At 64.6% G+C, this 20,529-nt stretch carries 21 protein-coding genes; 12 read left to right on the top strand and 9 right to left on the bottom strand.

Features of this window, described 5'->3' with window-relative positions:
• Positions 1-97 precede the first annotated feature (97 nt).
• Positions 98-1,819 carry a sensor histidine kinase gene (locus ACSFC5_RS15640; RefSeq protein WP_440766163.1) on the bottom strand — a complete coding sequence of 574 codons (1,722 nt, stop codon included), beginning with the start codon at positions 1,817-1,819 and terminating at the stop codon, positions 98-100.
• 122 nt (positions 1,820-1,941) lie between these two features.
• A complete protein-coding gene (gene gpmI / locus ACSFC5_RS15645; protein WP_440766164.1) occupies positions 1,942-3,465 on the bottom strand; it encodes a 2,3-bisphosphoglycerate-independent phosphoglycerate mutase in 1,524 nt (507 codons plus the stop codon).
• Positions 3,466-3,605: 140 nt separating this feature from the next.
• On the opposite strand from gpmI, the gene ACSFC5_RS15650 reads away from it, so the two are divergent.
• Positions 3,606-4,022 carry a thiol-disulfide oxidoreductase DCC family protein gene (locus tag ACSFC5_RS15650; RefSeq protein ID WP_440766165.1) on the top strand — a complete coding sequence of 139 codons (417 nt, stop codon included), beginning with the start codon at positions 3,606-3,608 and terminating at the stop codon, positions 4,020-4,022.
• 165 nt (positions 4,023-4,187) lie between these two features.
• Here the strand turns inward: ACSFC5_RS15650 and ACSFC5_RS15655 are convergent, their stop codons facing one another.
• Together ACSFC5_RS15655 and ACSFC5_RS15660 are read right to left on the bottom strand one after the other, a co-directional pair.
• A complete protein-coding gene (locus ACSFC5_RS15655) occupies positions 4,188-4,496 on the bottom strand; it encodes a RidA family protein (RefSeq protein WP_440766166.1) in 309 nt (102 codons plus the stop codon).
• Between the two features lie 97 nt (positions 4,497-4,593).
• Positions 4,594-4,854 carry a hypothetical protein gene (locus tag ACSFC5_RS15660; protein WP_440766167.1) on the bottom strand — a complete coding sequence of 87 codons (261 nt, stop codon included), beginning with the start codon at positions 4,852-4,854 and terminating at the stop codon, positions 4,594-4,596.
• A 136-nt stretch (positions 4,855-4,990) separates the two neighbouring features.
• Here ACSFC5_RS15660 and ACSFC5_RS15665 point away from each other — a divergent pair, with 136 nt between their 5' ends.
• The 3 genes from ACSFC5_RS15665 (at position 4,991) to ACSFC5_RS15675 (ending at position 9,446) form a co-directional block, all read left to right on the top strand.
• On the top strand, positions 4,991-6,265 hold the full coding sequence (locus tag ACSFC5_RS15665; RefSeq protein ID WP_440766168.1) for a DNA double-strand break repair nuclease NurA: 1,275 nt from the start codon (positions 4,991-4,993) through the stop codon (positions 6,263-6,265).
• Positions 6,266-6,400: 135 nt separating this feature from the next.
• Positions 6,401-8,596 carry a bifunctional metallophosphatase/5'-nucleotidase gene (locus tag ACSFC5_RS15670; protein WP_440766169.1) on the top strand — a complete coding sequence of 732 codons (2,196 nt, stop codon included), beginning with the start codon at positions 6,401-6,403 and terminating at the stop codon, positions 8,594-8,596.
• A 52-nt stretch (positions 8,597-8,648) separates the two neighbouring features.
• Positions 8,649-9,446, top strand: a complete 798-nt coding sequence (locus ACSFC5_RS15675) for a hypothetical protein (protein ID WP_440766170.1) — start codon at positions 8,649-8,651, stop codon at positions 9,444-9,446.
• Between the two features lie 57 nt (positions 9,447-9,503).
• Here ACSFC5_RS15675 and ACSFC5_RS15680 read toward each other — a convergent pair whose 3' ends face one another.
• Complete coding sequence (locus ACSFC5_RS15680; RefSeq protein ID WP_440766171.1) at positions 9,504-9,848, bottom strand: DUF7113 family protein; 345 nt, start codon at positions 9,846-9,848, stop codon at positions 9,504-9,506.
• A 317-nt stretch (positions 9,849-10,165) separates the two neighbouring features.
• On the opposite strand from ACSFC5_RS15680, the gene ACSFC5_RS15685 reads away from it, so the two are divergent.
• The gene (locus tag ACSFC5_RS15685; RefSeq protein WP_440766172.1) at positions 10,166-10,792 is read left to right on the top strand and encodes a DUF7344 domain-containing protein; all 627 of its coding nucleotides are present in this window, start codon (positions 10,166-10,168) and stop codon (positions 10,790-10,792) included.
• Positions 10,793-11,067: 275 nt separating this feature from the next.
• A complete protein-coding gene (locus ACSFC5_RS15690; RefSeq protein ID WP_440766173.1) occupies positions 11,068-12,921 on the top strand; it encodes an ATP-binding protein in 1,854 nt (617 codons plus the stop codon).
• A 31-nt stretch (positions 12,922-12,952) separates the two neighbouring features.
• On the opposite strand, the gene ACSFC5_RS15695 is transcribed toward ACSFC5_RS15690, so the two are convergent.
• Entirely contained in the window at positions 12,953-13,573 is a 621-nt protein-coding gene (locus ACSFC5_RS15695; RefSeq protein WP_440766174.1) for an alpha/beta hydrolase, read from the bottom strand.
• 201 nt (positions 13,574-13,774) lie between these two features.
• Between ACSFC5_RS15695 and ACSFC5_RS15700 the strand changes: the two genes are divergently transcribed.
• From ACSFC5_RS15700 to ACSFC5_RS15710, 3 genes are all read left to right on the top strand, one after another.
• Positions 13,775-14,596 carry a PspA/IM30 family protein gene (locus tag ACSFC5_RS15700; protein WP_440766175.1) on the top strand — a complete coding sequence of 274 codons (822 nt, stop codon included), beginning with the start codon at positions 13,775-13,777 and terminating at the stop codon, positions 14,594-14,596.
• Positions 14,597-14,713: 117 nt separating this feature from the next.
• On the top strand, positions 14,714-15,055 hold the full coding sequence (locus ACSFC5_RS15705) for a hypothetical protein (protein WP_440766176.1): 342 nt from the start codon (positions 14,714-14,716) through the stop codon (positions 15,053-15,055).
• Between the two features lie 253 nt (positions 15,056-15,308).
• The gene (locus tag ACSFC5_RS15710) at positions 15,309-15,533 is read left to right on the top strand and encodes a hypothetical protein (protein ID WP_440766177.1); all 225 of its coding nucleotides are present in this window, start codon (positions 15,309-15,311) and stop codon (positions 15,531-15,533) included.
• 61 nt (positions 15,534-15,594) lie between these two features.
• On the opposite strand, the gene ACSFC5_RS15715 is transcribed toward ACSFC5_RS15710, so the two are convergent.
• Positions 15,595-16,098, bottom strand: coding sequence for an FxLYD domain-containing protein (locus tag ACSFC5_RS15715; protein WP_440766178.1), 504 nt, complete (start codon positions 16,096-16,098; stop codon positions 15,595-15,597).
• A gap of 220 nt (positions 16,099-16,318) precedes the next feature.
• Between ACSFC5_RS15715 and ACSFC5_RS15720 the strand changes: the two genes are divergently transcribed.
• Complete coding sequence (locus tag ACSFC5_RS15720; protein WP_440766179.1) at positions 16,319-17,365, top strand: DUF7972 family membrane protein; 1,047 nt, start codon at positions 16,319-16,321, stop codon at positions 17,363-17,365.
• 21 nt (positions 17,366-17,386) lie between these two features.
• On the opposite strand, the gene ACSFC5_RS15725 is transcribed toward ACSFC5_RS15720, so the two are convergent.
• Positions 17,387-18,430: a DUF7972 family membrane protein gene (locus ACSFC5_RS15725; protein ID WP_440766180.1), complete on the bottom strand. Its 1,044-nt coding sequence runs from the start codon at positions 18,428-18,430 to the stop codon at positions 17,387-17,389.
• A 170-nt stretch (positions 18,431-18,600) separates the two neighbouring features.
• Between ACSFC5_RS15725 and ACSFC5_RS15730 the strand changes: the two genes are divergently transcribed.
• Positions 18,601-18,807, top strand: a complete 207-nt coding sequence (locus tag ACSFC5_RS15730) for a hypothetical protein (RefSeq protein ID WP_440766181.1) — start codon at positions 18,601-18,603, stop codon at positions 18,805-18,807.
• A gap of 18 nt (positions 18,808-18,825) precedes the next feature.
• On the opposite strand, the gene ACSFC5_RS15735 is transcribed toward ACSFC5_RS15730, so the two are convergent.
• Entirely contained in the window at positions 18,826-19,221 is a 396-nt protein-coding gene (locus tag ACSFC5_RS15735) for a hypothetical protein (RefSeq protein ID WP_440766182.1), read from the bottom strand.
• Positions 19,222-19,502: 281 nt separating this feature from the next.
• On the opposite strand from ACSFC5_RS15735, the gene ACSFC5_RS15740 reads away from it, so the two are divergent.
• Positions 19,503-20,528 (top strand): DUF7972 family membrane protein, encoded by a 1,026-nt coding sequence (locus tag ACSFC5_RS15740; protein WP_440766183.1) that lies wholly within the window; start codon positions 19,503-19,505, stop codon positions 20,526-20,528.
• The last annotated feature ends 1 nt before the right edge of the window (position 20,529 follow it).

Below are 20,529 nucleotides of genomic sequence, written 5' to 3' on the forward strand. Positions count from 1 at the left end.
CCCCGTTGTCGCGCCCCACAATAAACTCACCAGCCGAACATGATCACAGAGCGGACCGAAGCCGCCGGCAGCGTCATCCGGCGAGCACCGCCGTTCGTCACTGTCGGCTGACTGCAGGCTGCTCGCCGGAGCGAGCGGTGTTCGAGTCGGCCACGCCCGGCAGCCGAACCGTAACGGTCGTGCCGCGCGCGTCGGTCTCGAAGGAGAGTTCGCCACCGATCGTTCGCACACACCAGCTGACGATCCACAGACCAAGTCCGCTGCCGTGTTCGAGAGCCGTCTCTTCGCCACGGTCGAGGACCGCGAGTTCGTGGGCGGGAATCCCGGGGCCGTCGTCTCGGACGGTGACGATCGCGATATCGTCCTCGACCCGCTCGAGCGAAATCGAAACGGACGGCCGGTCGGCGTTGCTGTGTTCGAGTCCGTTTTCCACGAGGTTCGCGAAGAGCTGCGTGATAACCGCCCGATTCGTCGTCAAGACGAGATCGGCTGGAACGGTGATCTCGACCTCCCCCGACCTCGAGTCCTCGAGATCGGCGACGTTCGAGAGGAGCGCGCGAAGTTCGACGGCCGATGGGGACGCCGTCGTCGAGTCGATTGCGCGTTCGAACGCCCAGGCCTTTTCGCCCATGCTGATTACCGCCTCGACATCGGTTCGTGCGTCCTCGAGCATTTCCCTTAGCTCGTCGTCATCGACTCGATCGACGGCGATACCGAGGTAGCCGTCGGCGACGTTCAGATCGTTTCTGAGGTTGTGTCGAAGCACTCGGTTCAGGATTTCGAGGCGCTGTTTCCGCCGTCGGCGATCGGTAACGTCCTGAAAGAGCAGCGTATAGCCGACGAGCGCCGACGTGGGATCGCGCAGTTCCGCCGTCGAGACGGTGAACTCGCGGTACTCGCCGTCGACGCTGGCCGCGACCACCTGATCGTCCGCGGTGACGTCGAGGTCGACGGCGATTACCGATGGGAACGGGTCACCGAGGACTGCCGACGTCGTTACCCCGAACGTGGTCGCCGCCGCCGGATTCAGGTCGACGATTCGTTCGTCCGTATTGACGACGACGAACGGGTTCTCGAGTGCTTCGATCGCCGACTGATCGGCCGTCCGTCGCGTAGCCGGGTTGAACCGAAACATTCCGCTGCCCACGAAGGCGTAGGCGTCGAGCAGGACGTGCGGCAGAAACAGTGCCGCCGACAGGTTGAGCTGTGGAACCGGCCCGAGCCCGAACAACCAGATCAACAGGGCGATTCCGGGCGGGAGCGTGCTGATACCGACCGCGAGCGCTTCCGTCCGGTACAGCGGGCCGTAGCTAGCGACCGTATCGAACAGCAAGAGCGTTCCCGACGCGGCGAACACGGTCCCGACCATGATCGCGACGTAGGCCCACGCGTTGAACTCGTAGGAGACCGTCGCCGCGCCGAAGACCGGATCCAGATGAAACCCCCGCCAGACGAGTTCGTGGACCGGGTTCGTGACGACCAGAAGCGTCGTGATCACCGGAAGGAGGACGAGCAGGCCGAACCACGGTGTGCGAATGAGGCCCCCACGACCCGTATAGTTGAGACCGAACGCGAGAAACGGGACACCGGTCCACGTAATGGCGATCCAGGTCACCACCTCGAACGCCCACCGGAGCGTCGGATCGAACACGAGCAACGAGACGCCATAGGAGACACACCACAGCGCCTGCGCGACGAGCGCCAACAGGAACCAATTCGCCCCCGGTTTCCGCCGATGCTGCCAGAGGTAAGCGATCAGAAACACCGTTCCGAGACCGGACAGCAACGAGAAAAACACCGGCCACGGGAGCGGAAGCATATCGAGGACTGACCGCACACTCACTTCCCTATTGTGGCCCCGACAGCGGACGTACCGTCAGGGCCTCCAGCGAGGGGACGGCCGGCGACAGAACCGAGAACTGAGTCCGGAGAACGGTGTGACTACTCGAGCAGCGGCTCGCCGGTCATCTCCGGCGGCTGATCGAGGCCGATCAACTCGAGCATCGTCGGTGCGATGTCGGCGAGCGTCCCGCCCTCGCGGACCGTCCGGCCACCACCAGTTCCATCTGAGGCACCGTAGACGAACGGGACGAGGTTGTACGTGTGTGCCGTGTGGGGATCCTCTTCGGTCCCCATATCGTCCGCGTTGCCGTGATCCGCCGTGACGAGGACGTGCGAGCCGGCGGCCTGAAGTGCATCCGTGAGCCGACCGAGTTCCGTATCGACGGCTTCGACGGCCTCGATGGCGGCCTCGTAGTCACCAGTATGCCCGACCATGTCGGGGTTGGCGTAGTTGAGCACGAGCACGTCCGGGTCGTCCGATTCGATAGCGGAAATCGCGGTGTCGGTGACCTCGGGGGCGCTCATCTCGGGCTGCAGGTCGTAGGTCGGTACGTCGGGACTCTCCACGATTTTCCGGATCTCGCCGTCGAACTCGACTTCGCGACCGCCGTTCAAGAAGTAGGTGACGTGGGCGTACTTCTCGGATTCGGCGATCCGAAGTTGGGTCTTGCCCGCATCGGCGAGCACCTCGCCGAGCACCTGTTCGGGCTGGTTCGGCGGGTAGGCGACCGGAAGGTCGAACGTCTTGTCGTACTGGGTCAGCATGACGACCTCCGTCTCCGGCGGATCGGTCGCGAACTCGTTGGCCCAGTCTTCCGGTCGGATGTCCGCGAGCAGTCGCGTGAGTTGGCGAGCGCGGTCCGAGCGGAAGTTAAACCAGACGACCGAGTTGCCGTCCTCGAGCGCCGGCTGACCCGATATCACGGTCGGCTCGACGAACTCGTCCATCTCGTCGCGGTCGTAGGACGCCTCGACGGCTTCGACGGCCGATCCGGCGGTCCACTCGGCCTCGCGTTCGACGATGGCGTCGTAGGCGCGCTTCGTTCGGTCCCAGTTCTGGTCGCGGTCCATCGCGTAGTATCGGCCCGAAACGGTGGCCACGTCGCCCGTCCCGTGTTCGTCGACCACCGACTCGAGCGTCTCGAGATACTCCCGACCCCCCGTCGGCGACGTGTCCCGACCGTCGGTGAAGGCGTGGGTGACGGCCTCGACGTCGCGGTCGGCCGCCAGCTCGATCAGCGCGTGGAGGTGCTCCTGATCGGCGTGGACCCCGCCGTCGCTGACGAGACCGAGGAAGTGGACTCGGCCGCCATTTTCGCGCGCGTGATCGAAGGCCGTATTGATCGCGTCGTTCTCCCGGAAGGAGCCGTCCGCGATCGAGTCCGAGATGCGCGTGTACTCCTGGTGGACCACGCGCCCGGCCCCGATGTTCAGGTGGCCGACCTCGCTGTTGCCCATCTGGCCGTCGGGGAGGCCGACCCGTCGACCCGCGACCTCGAGCGAGCCGTACGCGCCCTCGTCTGCCAGTCGGTCGAAATTCGGCGTTGCGGCCGCCTCGACCGCGTCCCTGCTCGTTCCGTCGCCGAGTCCCCAGCCGTCGAGGATGATCAGCGCTGCGTCCATGTGCGACGGGTCACCTGCGGTCCGTAATTAGCTGTCGTTGTCGCGCGAACGGGCGCGGTGAGACGACCGAACCCACCCCCGGCTCGAATCGGGCCAACCGGAACGCTGAATTGTCGCTCCCCCCAACCGTCTCGTATCCGATGGGCACAGACATCCCGGAGGACGACCCGATTATCCTCTTCGACGGCGTCTGCAACCTCTGTCACGGCTTCGTGCAGTTTCTCGTCCCTCGAGACACGGAGGGGCAGTTCCACTTCGCGTCCCTGCAGTCCGACGTCGGCCAGCAGTTGCTCGCCGACCACGGACTCGAGGGCCACGACCTCGACTCCGTCGTCCTGATCGAGGGCGACGACGCCTACGTGAAATCCGGCGCAGTGATCCGCATCGCCCGGCGGCTGGGCGGAATCTACCGCCTGCTCGGTCCCACCCGATACCTCCCGCGGCGACTGCGCGACTGGGCCTACGACCTCGTCGCCGAACACCGTTACCGAATTTTCGGCCAGAAAGAGCAGTGCATGATGCCGACGGGGAACGTCCAGGAGCGGTTTCTCGAGTGAGTCGGTGCTGCCGGCTGGTAACGCACAACAGCCTTATTCGTCGGGCGTAATCACCGTTCTGTCCCACTCTTCTTCGGGAATGCGGGCTTCGGCCTCGATTTCGATAGCGGCATCCTCGTCGACGAGTTTCGAGACGCCGATCATCGTCGCCGCGGGGAACTCCGGCTAGTCAAACAGGTCGCGCCGAAGGTCGTGAAGTTGGTGGCGAAACGCCGACGTAAGCACGTCGTCCCGGACGTAGAAGCGGAGGAGCGTGATGTCGCTCAGGTCCCCGCCCAGGTCGTCTTCGACGATCTCGTCGATGATCTCGAAAATGTGCCGAGCCTGTTCGATCGGACTCCCGTCCGGATAGATGAGGCCGGACAGTGAGACGTCGAGTCCAGCGGCGCACTCGGTGGCAACGCCGACGGACATCGCCGGATCGGTTCCATCGTCGAGTTCACCCATCGCGGGAGCGAGTACGATCTTTTCCATACTGAAGATATCGAATCGAATACAATAATAACTTGCCACGTTCTGGACGCAGCAACCACTGCGTGTACACCTCGAGCACCCGAGCAAACAGAACGAGTTAGTCGCGCCGGTGCTCGAACGTCGCCCCGCAGTCGCCACAGATCGTGCTGTGGCCGGGTGCGGTCCGCTGGGCGAAGACGGCCCCGCAGTCGTCGCAGATCATAAAGAGCCGGTGTTCCGGCCGGACGCCGGCTTCGAACGTCATCCGGACCCAGGCGTCGGGGTTGGTCTCGTCGTAGAGCGTGACGCCGTCGCCGTTCTGTCGCCAATTGATCGGTTGGCCGTCAGTTTCGCTCGCGTGCTTTCCTCGCTTGGACATCGGGATGGAGACACCCACATCGTCGGTACACATAATTTTTCTGATGGTAATTTACACGCCCTCGAGTTAACGACGAGCGCGGCTCGAGCCACCCCCGACCGCTGACTTTTTGCGGGTGGACTGTGCGCCACAGGATATGACGCTCGATCCGGTCCACTACGACGGTATCGCGCGACTCGCGAGGCGGATCGATCACGGCGCCGACGAGCGCGACCGCCGGGCGTTCGCCGAGACGGTCTGGGCGGAGTTTCTGGATCCGCTGCTCGACGACGGCCGGACCGTCGTCGACCCGGTCGGCGAGCAGCGCCGCCGGTACGTCGACTGTGAGGACGTGGCCCTCCACGACCGGCCGTTCCCGACCGAACACGGCCTCGACGCGGGGACGATCAACCCGACGACGTTCAAGAACGGCCTCGTCATCGATATCGCGCAGGCCGCGATGAGCGCGACGCCGAGCGACCTCGACCTCCACCGCTCGCGAACCACCGTGATGACGGTCCACTCGAACGACGAGACGATGACCGTCGACGAGACCTGGGGGAAGTTCGACGAAGGCTACAGCCGGAGTCGTGCCGTGAAGATCCCGCCCCTCCCGCGGTTCGCGGAGGGCGTCGTCCACGCGCTCGCACTCTACTTAGCCGAGAGCAAACACGCCTGCGATCACGCCGAAGACGTCGAAGACCTGCTCGTGCTCGACGGTCCGCTCTACCCCCGCGGACTGCTGCGCTGGGCCGACCAGCACCCCGACCTTGCGGACTTCCTGCTCGAGGACCCGCGACCCACGACGGTGCTCGAGAACTACGTCCGATTAGTCGAGCGCTTCGTCGATAAGGACGTGCCGCTCGTAGGGTTTGTCAAGAATCCGGCGACGCGCGTCATCACGCGGACGCTGAAGTCCCGTCGGGATGTCGATATCAGCGCCCCGTGGAACGACGATTCGGCGCTGTTCACCCGACTGCTCGAGCGCGGGGAGTACGTCGACGACGTCGAGGGCGAGCGCTGGGAGCGCGACACGTCGGCGCTGACCTACACCAACTGGTTCCGCTCGCGGGGTGGCGTCGACCGGCCGCTCTCGGTCGACGGCGACGCCCTCGGAGTCGAGCGCGAACTGCCACACGAGATTTACGAGGTGACGTTCTTCGTCGTCTACGACCCGCGGGACGATCTCGTCTACCGGATCGAGGCCCCCTACGCGTTCACGCGGGATCCCGAACTGCGCGAACGGCTGACGCTCCAGTTGCTACAGAACGTCGCGGTCGCCCACGGGCCGCCGACCATCGTCCAGAAGGCCGACGAACTCGCCCGCATCAGCCGCTCGGAGAAACGGTCGCTGCGTGAGACCCTCGAGACGCAGTTCGACACGTCCCAGGCCCGAACCTACGACGATCACCGGTGGGACGAGGAGTACTAGCCGGTACGAACGAGGACGAGGAATGCTGGCTGGTACGTGTGACTACGTCGCCCATTCGGTCGTGGATGTGTAAAAAGCATCCACGGAAATGATTGGTCATAAACATATTAATGGCTGCTATCAATGAGTGTCACCATGACACGAACATCTGGCGAGATCGAGAGTCGCGAAGACGAACCCGCCGTCGACTCGAGTCGACGACGATTTCTCGGGACGACCGCCGGCGTGTCGGCCGCGGCGCTCCTGCCGACCACGGCGAGCGCGGCGGCGCAGTCCGCCGACGAGACGGTGACGCTCGTCCACGACACGCACTTTCACGGTCGATTCGAGGACGCTCAGGAGTCTGAACTGAACATCGCGCGGTATTATACGGTCGTACAGGAAGCGCTCGAGGCGGCCGAACAGTCGATGTTCGTCGGGAACGGCGACGAGATTGCTCCCTCGGTGCTCGGACTCGAGTTCGAGGGCGAGCACATGATCGAGGCGCTGAACTACACGGACATCGACGTCGTCGGCGTCGGCAACCACGAGTACGACTTCGGCGCCGACGTCGCGACCGCTCGATTCGAGGAGAGCGAGTTCCCCTGGGTCGTCGCGAACCTGCTCGACGACGAGGGCGAGCCGGTTCCGGGTACGGAACGGTGGCGGACGTTCGAGAAAGGGGACCTGACCGTCGGCGTCTTCGGCCTCGTCTCCGAGGGCTTTCACTCGCTGACCGACTATCCTGATGAGTGGGAGGTACTCGGCTACGTCGAGGGCTCACAGGAGGCCGCCGACGCGCTTCGGGACGAGGGTGCGGACGTCGTCGTCTGTGCCTCGCACGTCTCGACGGGCGTCCACTACACCCTCGCTGAGGCGGTCGACGGTCTCGACGCCATCGTGGGCTCGCACTCCGGCGTCGTCTCCGACGAACCGGAGGTCGTCGACGGGACGATCATCAGCGAGTTCGGCGACGAGTTCGACCACGTCGGCTCGATCACGCTCGACGCGAACGGCGACCTCGCCGACTGGCAGCGGACCGATCTCCTGCTCCCCGAGTGGGAGCCCTCGCCGGCGGCCGAGGAGTACGACGAGATCAGCGTTCGCTACACCGACGAGATTCCGGAGGACGAGCACCTCGCCGACCTGACCGACGAGTGGACCGGCGAACTCGAGGACGAACTCGGCCAGCCGATCGTCGAGAGCGAGGTCGAACTGAACGCCACGTTCGACAATTACGCCGTCGAGACGAACTGGGGGAACCTCATGACCGACGCGATGCGGACCGTCGGCGAGATCGGCGACATCGAGGTCGACATCGCCGCACAGAACGGCGGCGGCATCCGCGGCGGGTCGACGCTCGGTCCCGGCGAGATCACGGGCGCGGACGTGATGGACGTGCTGCCGTTCCCGAACGAGATCGAAGTCGTCGAGGTGACCGGCCGGCAGGTCGTCGACTACCTCGAGGAGGAGGTGCGCGCCCACCCGGACGACGCCTTCGGCGCGCAGCCGGCGATCCAAGTCTCGGGCGTCTCCTACGAGTGGATGGGCCACGAGGACGATGTTTGGGTCGACAACGTCTTCATCGGGGGCAAGCCCGTCGACGAGGACGAAACGTACTATCTCGCGCACAACGACTACAGCATCGGGAACTCCGCGATCCTCTCGGGGGCCGAAATCGTCCTCCAGTCCGGTCAGTTCCAGGGGCCGTTCGTCCTCGACTATCTGGAAGAGAGAGACACCATCGCACCCGAGCGCGAGAACCGAATCCTCCGCGTCGACGAGACGGTCGACGAGGCGACGGTTACTGGCGACGGCGACGAACGCACGCTGACTATCGACGTGCCCGACGGCGCCGCGGAGATCCAGCCCGACTCGTTCCGCGCGGTGATCCGCACCGGCGACGACCTCGAGGCCGAGTCGGCGACCGTCGACGGCGACGGCGTCGAGATCACGTTCGACGCGGACGACCTGCTCGCCCTCATCGAGGACGTCGACGAGCCAGCGCTGCGACTGTTCGGGGAGTACGAACCGGATCAAGCGCACTGGCCCTACGAGTTCGACGTGCCGACCTCCGACGGCTACGACTACTTCAAGCTCCGCGCGGACGTGAGCGCCGCGGCCGTCGAAGATCCGAACGACGACGATTCGGGCGTCGACGGCGATCCGGACAACCACACCGACGACGGTGACGAGTCCGACGAGGGCGACGGCATGCCCGGCTTCGGACCGCTCGGCGCGATCGCCGGCGGCGGTACCGGCGCGTACCTCTACGCGCGCAGTCGCTCGAGCGACGACGGCGCGGACCGAACGGAAACCGCCGAACGCCCGTCAGACGGCGACGACAGCTAACCGACCGATCGTGATTCCGAAACCCACCCGCCGATCGAATCTCATCCGCCAAGTGAACCCCACTCACCGATCGATCGCCGTCGGTGCCGGCACCGTACTCGTCGGGACAGCCCTCGCGGTCCTCGTCGTCGCGACGCTGGGGCTCGCCGCCGGGACGGCCGTCGCCGGCGATCAGTCGGCCGTGCTCCGGCCGTCGCCGTACGCGGTAGACGCGGATCCCGGCGAGGAGTTCACCCTCGAGATCACCATGCAGAGCCAGGGCGGTCACGGCGGGGAGGGCGTCGAATCGGTCGCGCTCGTCGCGCAGTACCACCCCGACTACCTCGAGATCACCGGTATCGAGCGGGGGCCGTGGCTCGAGCAGGGGACGGAGACCGACGTCGAGGCCGAACGAGTGCTCGCTCACGACGAGGGCACGGCCGTCCTCGAGCAGTGGCGTGACCCCGTCGAAGACGGCGCGACGGGCAACGCCGAACTCGCGACGATCACCGTCGAGGTGGCCGACGATGCACCCCCGTCCGAGGCGACGATCAGCGTCGGCGAGAGTCGCGTCGAGGTCCTTCGGCAGATGCCGCTCCCGATCTTCGATCAGGACGCCACCGTCACGATCGACGGCGGAGGGGATGCGGTACCGGCGTTCGACCACCCGGATCCACACGACCTCGAAACGGACGCCGTTGACGACGGAGAGAGCGACGGTGCATCCGGGACGAACTCGACGACAACCGATGACGGGGACCAAACGGACGACGGCGATTCGGTCCCCGGTCTCTCGGCACCGGCAACGGCGGCGATCGTCGTCGGGACGGGACTGGCGTTCGTCGGCGGACGATCGGCCGGGAACCGGTAGTACCGGCGAGACTGCACACGAAGCTGAAATGCGGTGCTCGGCGTCGGGAACGCGCGATTACGCGCCGGCGTCGTCGTCGCGTTTCTCGACCTCGAGTTCGACGTTGACTGGATCGATGCCGATCCGGGCGAACTGCGTCCGAACGTGTTCTTTAGCCCCCTCGAGGGCCTGATCTCGAGTATCGAAGCCGCGTGGCATGGGCGACTCGAACGCGAGGTTCACCTCGCGCCCGTCGACCAGCTGCGTCGACCCGCCGCTGTCGACCTCGTAGAACTCGTCACAGACCCAGACGTACGCGGCGTCTTCGTCGGGCGCGCCGCGAAACGAGGGCGCTCGTTCACCTCGTTCGTACAGCGTGCCAGTCAGTTCGGTGCCGCCGGCACGACCGCGTACCAGGATCATAGGCCGAATACGGCTCGCGACTGCAAAAAGACAGTGGCACGGGAGTCCGCTCGGTCGATCGGTCGACAGTCCCGAATCGCCGGCGACGCGCTCCGGCGAACGGCGGGGCCAGTTCCCGTCTCTCCAGTACCGAAACTGGGTAGAAATCGTTACTGTCTGCCGTATATTACCGTTTCTGATCCCCCGAACCATTGCCGCTACGCCGGAATCTCGCCCCTCTCAGGGGGTTATCCCAATCTTACGAGAGTAATCACGGATTCCGGAGCCAAATCGTTTTGGAAACGGGCTTATGCCCCCTGCAGCAGTGGGTGTTAGTAATGAGTTCGGAAGCATCCTTCGGCGGCGGAAGCAAGCGGGGCCCGTTGGCAGACGTTCCGACGGAGTGTTACGACGTCCTCCGTCATCCACGGCGTCTTCGCCTCCTCGAGGTACTCGGTACCTACCGGAGGCGGCTCACCCTCGAGGAACTCACGACGGAACTCGTCGAACGCGAGTCCCTCGACGTCTCGACGGGACAGACCCGACACGACGTCCGCGTCAGCCTCGTCCACAACCACCTCCCTCGACTGGCCGAGTACGACATCCTCGAGTGGGACGCCGAAACCGGGACCGAACTGGTCGACGAACCGCCGGTCCACCCCGCAGACCTCGCGGGACTGCTCGCGCTCTGTGAAGGCGACCGCGGACGGGAGCTGCTCGACGCGATCGTCCACCCCGTCCGGATGCCGATCGTTTCGATCCTGTCGGACCACAAACGACCGCTCTCCGTCGAACAGCTCGCATCGGAGCTCGTTGCACACGACGTCGACATCGATCCCGAGCAGGCGAGGATCTCGCTCTACCACTCGCATCTCCCGACGCTCGCCGACATCGGCGTGCTCGAGTTCGATCACGACTCCGGGCTGGTCGTTCGAGACGAAGCGGAGCTGTCGACGATTCAGTAACTGCACTCACCGGAACCCGCCATCTCCGTCCAACTGACGGAATTAGCCGGTCTCAGCCGTACCTGCTTCCGACGCGTTTCGCCGACTCCCCGATCACCCCTTTTCGCCACGCGATTGTCGTTCGATCCGAGCGTCTATCCCGGGATTACCTCCGCGAGAGAACTCGTAGTTCCGGTTTACCGGACCCTGCTCTCGAGTAGGTTCGTGTTACCCGATCGCTGTTACAGCCGGGTCGGAGGGAAACGGGTTTGAGGACCCGGGCAGATGGAGTTGATATGACCGATCTGGGTGACTTCGGTGATTTCAGCGCCGACGCTGACACCGATTCGGCCGCGTCAGACGACCTCGAAGCCGATTCGAGCGGCTCCGAGTCGGCGACCTCGAGTGCCGACGGGTCGACAGGAACGAACACGGAACCGACTGACGACTTCGAAGCGACGAGCGTCGAACCCCGCGGCGAGGACGTCGGCATCGGTGCGCTCTGTGTCTCCCAGGGACTGCGCGTCGCCGAGGACGAAGAGGAGACCTCGCTACGTGCGTACGTGACCCACGGTAACCGCTCGTCGATCCGCATCGGCAGCTACCTGCTCGCACCCTACCCCGACGGCGAAACGCTGTTCTGTCGGATCACCGGCCTCGAGTACGCCCAGCAGTACCACGCCGACGACGCGACGGAGATCCACGCCCGGCGCGCGATGCGCACCGACGAGGTGGACGAGTCGGATTACAAGTTCGTCGCCGAACTCGAGCCGGTCGCCGTCCTCTACGACGATGACGGCGAACTCAAGCGGCGGATGACCGACCGCGTCCCGAAACCGCAGACGGTGATCGCGATGGCCGACGACACCGAGCAGATCAAGACGGGACTCAAGATGCCCGAGGAGGGGGTCTTCCTGGGCCATCTTTCCGTCGGCGGCGAGAAGGTCAGGACCGCGGCGTCGCCGCCGACGATCGACTACCGGATCAAGGACGACTACGAGGCGGGCGATCCGCTGATCTTCCGGCACACCTTGATCGCCGGCGGCACGGGGTCGGGGAAGACCCACGGCGCGAAGAACATCCTCCGACAGTTCCTCGCCGAGGAGCGGAGCTATCCGATGGACGACGGCCGCGAGGTCAGCCCCGCGGTCGTCCAGTTCGATCCGCAGGACGAGTACGCCCAGATGCACGACGACAACCCGGAGCTGGACGACGAGTTCGCGCGACGGCTCGAGCGCGAGGGCGTCGCCTACGGCGGCCACGACGAGACGACGGCGTTCGTCCCGAAAGTCGGCGACGCGTCGTACGCCGCGGGCCACCACAGCGCACAGCAAGTCGAGTTCACGATTCCGTTTACGATGTGTCGAACGCGACCCTGGCTCGTCTCGGGCGGCTCGCTCAACGACAACCAGTACGGAGCGCTCACCTATCTCATCGACCGATTCTTCACCGATTACGGGGACGACGGCACCTACGCGGAGTTCAAATCCTTCCTCGACGACCCCGCGCTGCGCGAGGAACTCGACGAATCCGGTCGCGTCCACGAGGCCACCTACGACGCCGTCCGCCGGCGCGTCTTCGGCTTCGACGACGTCTTCGACCAGGACGCCCGCCCGATCACCGAACTGATCCACCAGTTCGTCCGTCCCGGCGGCCTCTCGGTCGTCCCGACCTACCACGTCAACGACACGCGGGCGACGGAGGCGGTCGTCCTCGCGCTCTCCTCGCTGCTGATCGACGAGAAGCTCTCGAACGACCCCACCTTCGACCGGATCAAGGAGACGCCGCTCGTCCTCGGGATGGACGAGGCCCACAACTTCCTCACCGACGCCGACAGCGTCCAGGCCCGGAAGGTCATCTCCAAGTTCACGGAAGCCGCCAAGCAGGGCCGCAAGGAACGACTCGGCCTCTTTCTCATCACCCAGGACCCACAGGACATCGACGACGCCGTCTTCAAACAGATCAACACCACCGTCGTCCTGAACCTCGGGGACGAGGACGCGATCAAGAGCGTCAACATCCCGAGCGCGCTCGAGTCGAAAGTGCCCTACATGGAGAAAGGCCAGATGGTCGTCTACTCGCCGGACAACTCCGAGCCGGTCGAGCTCGTCGGTCTGCCGAAGTGTCTAACCAGACACGGCCGGGATTGAGACGGTTGCGGGACGCTCGCGACCGAATCGCTCACTCGAGCAGCGTCCGCTCGAAGAAGTCGCCGACCGCGTCGGCGATGGCCGCGTTCTTACCGACGAAGAAGTGATCGCCTGAGAGCGCGAGGACCTCGTCGCCGCGCTCCCGCGCGCGCTCGACCACGGGACCCCAGTCGACGGTCGAGTCCCGCTCGCCGTAGCATATCTGGACGGGACACTCGAGTCCCCTGAGCGACGCGCAGGCATCGAGGTCGTCGGCCAACTGTGCGGTCGGCGCGAGCGCGGAGACAGCCTCGACGTCGACGTCAGCCGCGGCGAGCAGCGCCTGACTCGCGCCGAAGCTGTAGCCGAAGACGCCGACCGGGACGGCGCCGCGCTCCCGGTCGAACCGGTCGTCGTCGTGAGCCCACCGGATTGCGTTGCGCACGTCCTCTCGCTCGCCGTAGCCGTCGTCCCACGGGCCGTAATCGAATCGCAGGCAGGCGATCCCCGACTCCCGAAGGGTCTCCGCGACCGTGACGAGCCGCGAATCGGTGCGCGAGCCGCCGTGTTGTGGATGGGGCGGGCAGGCGACGACGATAGCGTTCGTCTCGCCGTCAGGTTCCTCGAGCGTCCCGCGGACGTCGCGGCCGCCGGGAACGAGCACGTCAGTCATGGATGGACCGACGACTCGCCGCCTATAGTAGTCACTGAAAGTCGGTGCACACGCGATCGCCGACGGCCGTGCGATCGGTGCGTAATCCGTTTCAGTTACGACGAGAATCAACGCGGCGAGAATCGTCCCGAATACCGTCGCTATCATCATCGTCTGTCGCTGATGTGATGTTTTTAAGGGCGACGAGCGATACGTAGGAGTATGGGCATCCTCTCTCGGACCTCCTACGTCATCCGGTCGAAAATCAACTCGGTGCTCAACCGGGCTGAGGATCCGACGCAGACGCTCGACTACTCCTACGAGCAGATGCGCGATCAACTCCAGCAGGTCAAACGGGGCATCGCAGACCTTACGACACAAAAAAAGCGACTCGAGATGCAAAAACGGCGTCTCGAGGAAAACGTGGACAAACACAACGGACAGGCCCGCACTGCGGTCCAGCAGGGGCGCGAAGATCTGGCGCGACGTGCGTTGGAGAAGAAGAAGACGAAGATGAACCAGATCGAGGATCTGGAGCGGCAGATCTCCCAGCTCCAGAGCCAGCAAGACAGCCTGATCGATCAGAAAGACGAACTCCAGAACCGCATCGAGGAGTTCCGCACGAAAAAGGAGACGATGAAAGCGCGCCACGAGGCCGCGAAGGCGAGCTCCACCGTCTCGGAAGCGATGACGGCAACAGGCGAGGAGTTTGAGGACGTCGGCCGCGCAATCGAGCGCGCCGAGGAGCAGACCGAGGATATGGAGGCACGCGCCGCCGCACTCGACGAACTCCACGAGTCTGGCGCCTTCGACGACGTGCTCTCGGACAAGGACAACATCGACCGCGAACTCGAGGCTCTCGAGACCGGCAGCGGGGTCGACGCCGAACTCGAGACGCTCAAATCCGAAATGGGCGAGGGCGAGACGGAGGCGTCCGAACCAGCCACCGACGTCGACGAGGAGGAACTCGACGACGTCGAAAGCGAGGTCGACGAAGAGGTCGAGGCCGAACTCGCGGAGTTACAGGACGAAGAGAACGCTTGATCGCGGCCAGCGGAACGTAATCGGACGGCGTAAGCGACTCGGCGATCGTTTTCATGACGATTTGCGCGGCGTGTATGCAAGAGCAACGACTACCACGGTCGACGCGAAAAGGGCCGTATGGGCACGGAACAGGCGTTCGAGACGCTGTCACTCACCAATCAGATCGTCCTTCTCGGGGTCGCCGAACTGCATCGAGACGGCGAGACACCAGTCCAGACGCACGAACTTCGACACGTATGCACAGACCAACTCGAGTACGTCGACACGGAAGTCGTCGGCACGATCACCGAGGCGGACGTCATGCGATCGCTCTACCGACTCGAGGACGAGGGGTTCGTCGAGGAGGTCGAGATCGACGGAACGTCGCCGACGGGGAAGGGGCGACCGGCGTACGCGCTCTCGCTTACGCCTGATGAAATTCGTGAGGGGGTCGACGACACTCTTCTCGAGGACGAGTAACGATCCGAGACGCGACGGTCGAATTTCTCTCGGCACGAGTTCGAACCGGTGCGCTCGCGCATCTCGCGGTTTGAACCCGAACCACTCGGCGAGCGCCGAGATGACGCGGTCGTGGAAATACCAGATGATAGCGACGGCCACGACGATGATGACGCCGTCCTCGAGACACCCCCATCAGTCCGAGCGCGACGATCAGCGACGTCCCGTAGCGACCGCGTTCTTATTCAGGTCGCCCGCCGACTCCGTCCCGTGAGTGGACGCCAACCCGACGACGACTGCTGTCGGCGAGGGCGTGTACGATTACGTCTCCGCCCCGTACGAATCGGCCGGCGCGGTCGGCAACGTCGTCGGCTGGCCGAACCCGGACGAAGAGCCGGGGCTCGACTCTCCGTTCGAGTCGTACCCGAACGCCACGAGAGACGCCCTCGAGCGGCGAAACGATCGGGTTCGAGACCTGCTCGGGGACGTCCACGAGTAAGAGCGTGTTCCCCGTCCCGAACGTGCTGCGTCGACATACCGGGAGGGCGTGGAGTTGGTGCTCACGTCGGCGTGCCGAGGGCGGTGATATCGTAGTCGGCGAGATCCTGGGGCGACTTGAGGAGTACGACCTGAAACTCCCAGGTTACGTCGGCGTCCAGATCGCCCGTCGACGCGAGGTAACGGCCGATCTGTTCGCCGTCGTCGTTGTAAACTCGGACGCGGACCTCGACGAGTTCGATCCGATCGTCGCCGGTATTTTCGACGGTTCCCTGCACCGTCGAGCCGCGGTAGTCGTCCTCGAAGACGAACTCGTGGTCCGTGAGCGAGATTGCCTCGAGCGGCGTGACACCCTCGTCGATCTCCTGTTCGGCGAGGGCCTCGGCGGCGATCAGTTCGTCCTCCGTTCGCGGCTCGCCGTCGATCTCGCCGATCTCGCCGGCTTCGTACTCCGGATCGCCGCCGATTCCGGGACCGCCGTCGCCGGTACAGCCGGCGAGTGCGGTCGCGGAGCCGACGCCGAGCGCGGCGAGCACGCGCCGACGGGTCGTCGCCGGTCGCGTCATCGATACCGACCTCGCGCGGAGGGAACCGAACGTACTCGCCGACGGCTTGCGTAACCGAGCATGGTGATATCGTCAGCCTGAACGCATTTGAGTGTAAGCCCTGAACCGGCAGCGTTCGGGTTCGGTCGTCGGATCGGCCGAACTCGTCACTGTGTACGGAACGCACGAATCGGTGTGTGCAACGCAGCCTCTTATTGTCGCCTCGAGTGAACGTGATCGTATGGGGTCGTCTGAGACGGACGAGACGCTCGAGTCCCACGGCACGGAGATCGGGAAACGAACGAACTCGTTAACCCGACTTCGAGAGTGGTTTCTGGTCGACGGGGACCGTCTGTTCGTCGCGGCACTCGTCTCCGTCGCCGTTTTCGTGCTGTTTCTCGTCATGAACGAGATCGGCTTCATCGCCTTTACAAACGGCGATTCGATCACTCGACTCGCCGGCGGGATGATCGCCGGAACCTTCTCGCTGGTTACGCTCGTCGTCTCGATCAACCAGCTGATCCTCTCACAGGAGTTTGCGTCGGCCGGCGACGCGCGTGAGCAGCTCGAGGGCGTGATGAGGTTTCGGGACGACGTCGCCGAAACGGCGAACGTGCCGGCGAGTCCGGCCTCGCCGACCCGATTACTCGAGTTGCTCGTCGAATCGATCAACCACCACGCCGCGAGGCTCGACGATGCCGTCTCGAGTTACGACGACGAGGGCAGAGCGTTGATCGACAAGTACACGAACAGCATCGAAGAGAGCACCGAGCGGATCAACGACACCTTAGAGCACACGACGTTCGGCACGTTCAGGGCGGTCTCTGCGGCGGTTGGCTATGACACCGCCTGGCAGCTCTACGTCGCCAAACACCTCCGGGGCCGGTACGGCGACTCGCTCCCCGACGACGCGGTCGACGCGCTGGACGACCTGATCGGGACGCTACAACTGTTCAACACGACCCGCGAGCACTTCAAGACGACCTACCTGCAGCGAGAGCTCACCCGATTCTCGCAGTTGACGATCTACTGTGGCGTCCCGGCGATTCTGGCGGCGATGACGATCGGCTTCATTTACGCGGATCTCGCCGGACCGACGATCAGCGCCGTCTACCTGCCATTCGTCGTGAGCGCACTCATCGCAGTCGTCATTACGCCGTTGTCCCTGCTGGTCGCCTACATCCTCCGGACGGCGACCGTCACCCGACGGACCGCCTCGGTCGGCCCGATGTTGCCACAGAAGGATCCGGATGCGGGACCGTTCAGCGTGTCGTACGACGACGAGTGAATCCGACGCGCGAGTCGGACGCTACTCCCACTCGATGTCGGAGCCGCGATCGGTCTCCCGGAGGATGAACGGGCCGATCGCGAGCGTCCACTTCGCGACGGTGACGATCCGGAGGATGTAGGAGAGAAAGATCGAGAACGGCGTCACGCCGATCGCGAAGGCCAGTCCGACCACCGCCAGTCCGTGGTCGATCCCGGCCGTCGTCCCGGCGATATCACCCGTCTCGAAAATCAGAATCATGTAGGCGGAAATCGCCAGTGCGGGCAGTGAGACGGCGACCAGCGCCCGCGAGAGGTTAATTATCTCCCACCGGAAGTACAGCGTCTTGAAGTGTTCGCGGGCCGGCCCGAAGAACTCGAGATCGCCAAGCAGGTCGTCGAACGTCTCGAGAATGTCGTCCGAAAGGTCCTCGGAATGGCGGTTCCGCACCCGGCGGCCCGTGTAGATCTTCCAGGAGTAGTTGTACTCGAGGGCCGCCGCCACGACCTCGAACGTCCCGAACTGTTGTCCCTCGAGATCGGGCGCGACGCGCTCTGCGTCCGCAACGATCCCCTCGGCGTACTCGCGGACGTCCTCCCGAGCCGCCTCGTCGAGGCCGGGTTCGGCCTCGAGACGCTCGAGAATCGTCCGTGCGTGCTCACCCGTCGTCGCGACGAGCCCGCGCAGGAACGTCGAGGGTTCGGGCGGACTGGTCTCTCGGCCGACGGCGTCCTCGACGTCCTTTCGAAACGTCATCGCCTCCGCCATCCGTTCGCGCTGGTCGCCGACGGGGCCGAGTTCCTGCGAGAGGACGAGCTGGTTGAACGTCAAGACGAGACTGACGCCCATGATGACGCCGATGATCAGCGGCGTAAACAGCGCGAAGACGGGGTCCGGCTCGAACAGTTTCCCGATCGACCCCGGGCCGAGTTCGCCGAGCGCGACGAGCAACGCGTACGCTCCCGCGAGCATCACGGCGGCGACGGCCAACCGGTTTCCCCGAACCAGAAACCACACGGCGAGTCTGCCGCCGCGAACGCGATCTTCGACCGTGTTCGCCGTCTCGTCGCTCACCCCGTCAGTCATACGGAACGAACTCACCATCGCCGTTCGTACAAGTGTTTCCGTCTGTTGCACCACGGTGGGCGATCCGCTCGAGTCGTTTCGATTCGCGACCGACGAGAGTTCGGTTCGAACGGGTGTCCGAACCGAATACCGCGAGTACGTTTTTCCGGAAGGACGAGGAGAGGGTCGGTATGAGTGCTGACGAGCGCATCGACGAGGAGGTGAGCCAGAGCGACCTAGTGCACGAACGCCTCCGCGAGTCGCCGTTCAAGCGGTGGGTCGTTCTGGGCGGGAACCGCTACGCACTCACCGGCGCGTTTTCGGTAGTCGAACGGTCGACTTCGGTCCGTTCGTTCCGCGAGTGGACTTCGAAGAATAGCGGCCTCGAGGGGCTCTGACGATCGATTACTCGAGTCTTACGCTGACTCGTCGGCCTCATCGAACGGTGCATCGGTCGCCTCGGCCTCCGGTTTGATTTCGGCGATGAGGGCGAACAGCGCGCCGAGCAGCAGGTCGTACAGCAGGTGTCCGACGAGGGTCTCGAGGGCCATATCCGGGAAGCCGGGGTCACCGGCCCCACCGACGGTCGTAAAGAGGGTGAGCGCGATGACCGGCAGAACCGCCCAGACCGCCAGTCCGTAGACGACGCCGGCGAGCGTCAGCCGCAGTCCGGGCCCCATCGCCGCGAGGAACCCGATCTCGACGTCGGCCGTGATCGTTCCGAGAATTGGCCCTCGCGTGACGAGCAGGCCGAAGCTGCTCCCGAGTATCAGCCCGTGGGCGACGTGGAACGCCCAGCCGGCGGTTCCCACCGGCTCGAGACCGTATATGCCGGGAATCGCTTCGGTGACGATCGCCGGGTCGACCAGTCACAGCACCGCGTCGAACAGCAGCGAACCGATCGCGCCACCGACCGCGCCGCCGACCAGCCAGTTCAGGCTGCCGCCATCTGTACATCAAGGTCGTCGCGCGCTCGTCGGTTCGCCGGCCGTCAGCGAACGAACGCCGTCGTATCCACGTGTGAACGGGACCCATTGCCGTCGCTTCCCGGGCCGGGTATTTTGACCGCCACCATGGTCGGGTAGAACAGTCGATGAGCGACGATGATTCGGGGGACGATTCCGGCGGGCAGGACAGGCTGGGCGGAGCCCGGTTGTGGATCCTGTTGCAGTTGAATCGCTGGGCGCTTACCGGTTCGATCCTGTTCGTCGTCTACGTGATCCTCGTCGCAGCCAGTCTGATCGATCTCACGCCGTTGCGGACGATCGTGGCGACTCACGACGGCACGTTCTGGCTCTTCTCGGCGTTTATTGGCGCGATCATTACCGGCACCTCGATCGTCGTCACGATCAATCAACTCGTGCTCTCACAGGAACTCGGCGCGATCGGCGACCAGCGCGAGCGCATGAGCGAGGCGATGGACTTCCGCCAGACCGTCGAGGACACGATTTCCGAGGACTCGAGTCCCCCCGAACCCGGTGCGTTCCTCTTCGAACTCGTCGACGGCGTCTCCGAGCGAGCAAACGAACTCGAGGAGGTGGTGGCAGACGAACGCGACGAAGCGTTGCGAGAGAAGATCGAAGACTACGTCGACGACGTCACCGGGAACGCTGAAACCGTCAAACGCAACCTCGATGGCGCCCAGTTCGGGACCTTTCAGGTCATCTGGAACGCGCTCCAATTCAACTACTCCCGGAAGATCTACGACGCCCGCAAGATCCGTGACGATCACGCGGACTCGCTTTCGGAGAACGCCGACGAGAAGATCGATCACGTGATCGACACGCTGAAGCTCTTCGGGCCGGCCCGCGAACACTTCAAGACGCTGTACTTCCAGTGGGAGCTGATCAACCTCTCGCGGGCGCTGCTCTACATCTCGGTGCCCGCGCTGACGATCATGGCGATTATGATCATGTACATCGACGCCAACACCCTGCTCGGCACGACGTTGGGTATCGACAACCTCGTCTGGGTGACCAGCGCCGGCTTCGTTGCCGGGATTTCGCCGTTCGTCGTCTTCATCACGTACATTCTCCGGATCGCAACCGTCGCGAAGCGGACGCTGGCGATGGGACCGTTCATCCTCCGAGAGTCCGAACGGGACGAGGATCTGGGGTAGT

The sequence above is a fragment of the Natronorubrum marinum genome, from assembly GCF_052040125.1.
Classification (GTDB): Archaea; Halobacteriota; Halobacteria; order Halobacteriales; family Natrialbaceae; genus Natronorubrum.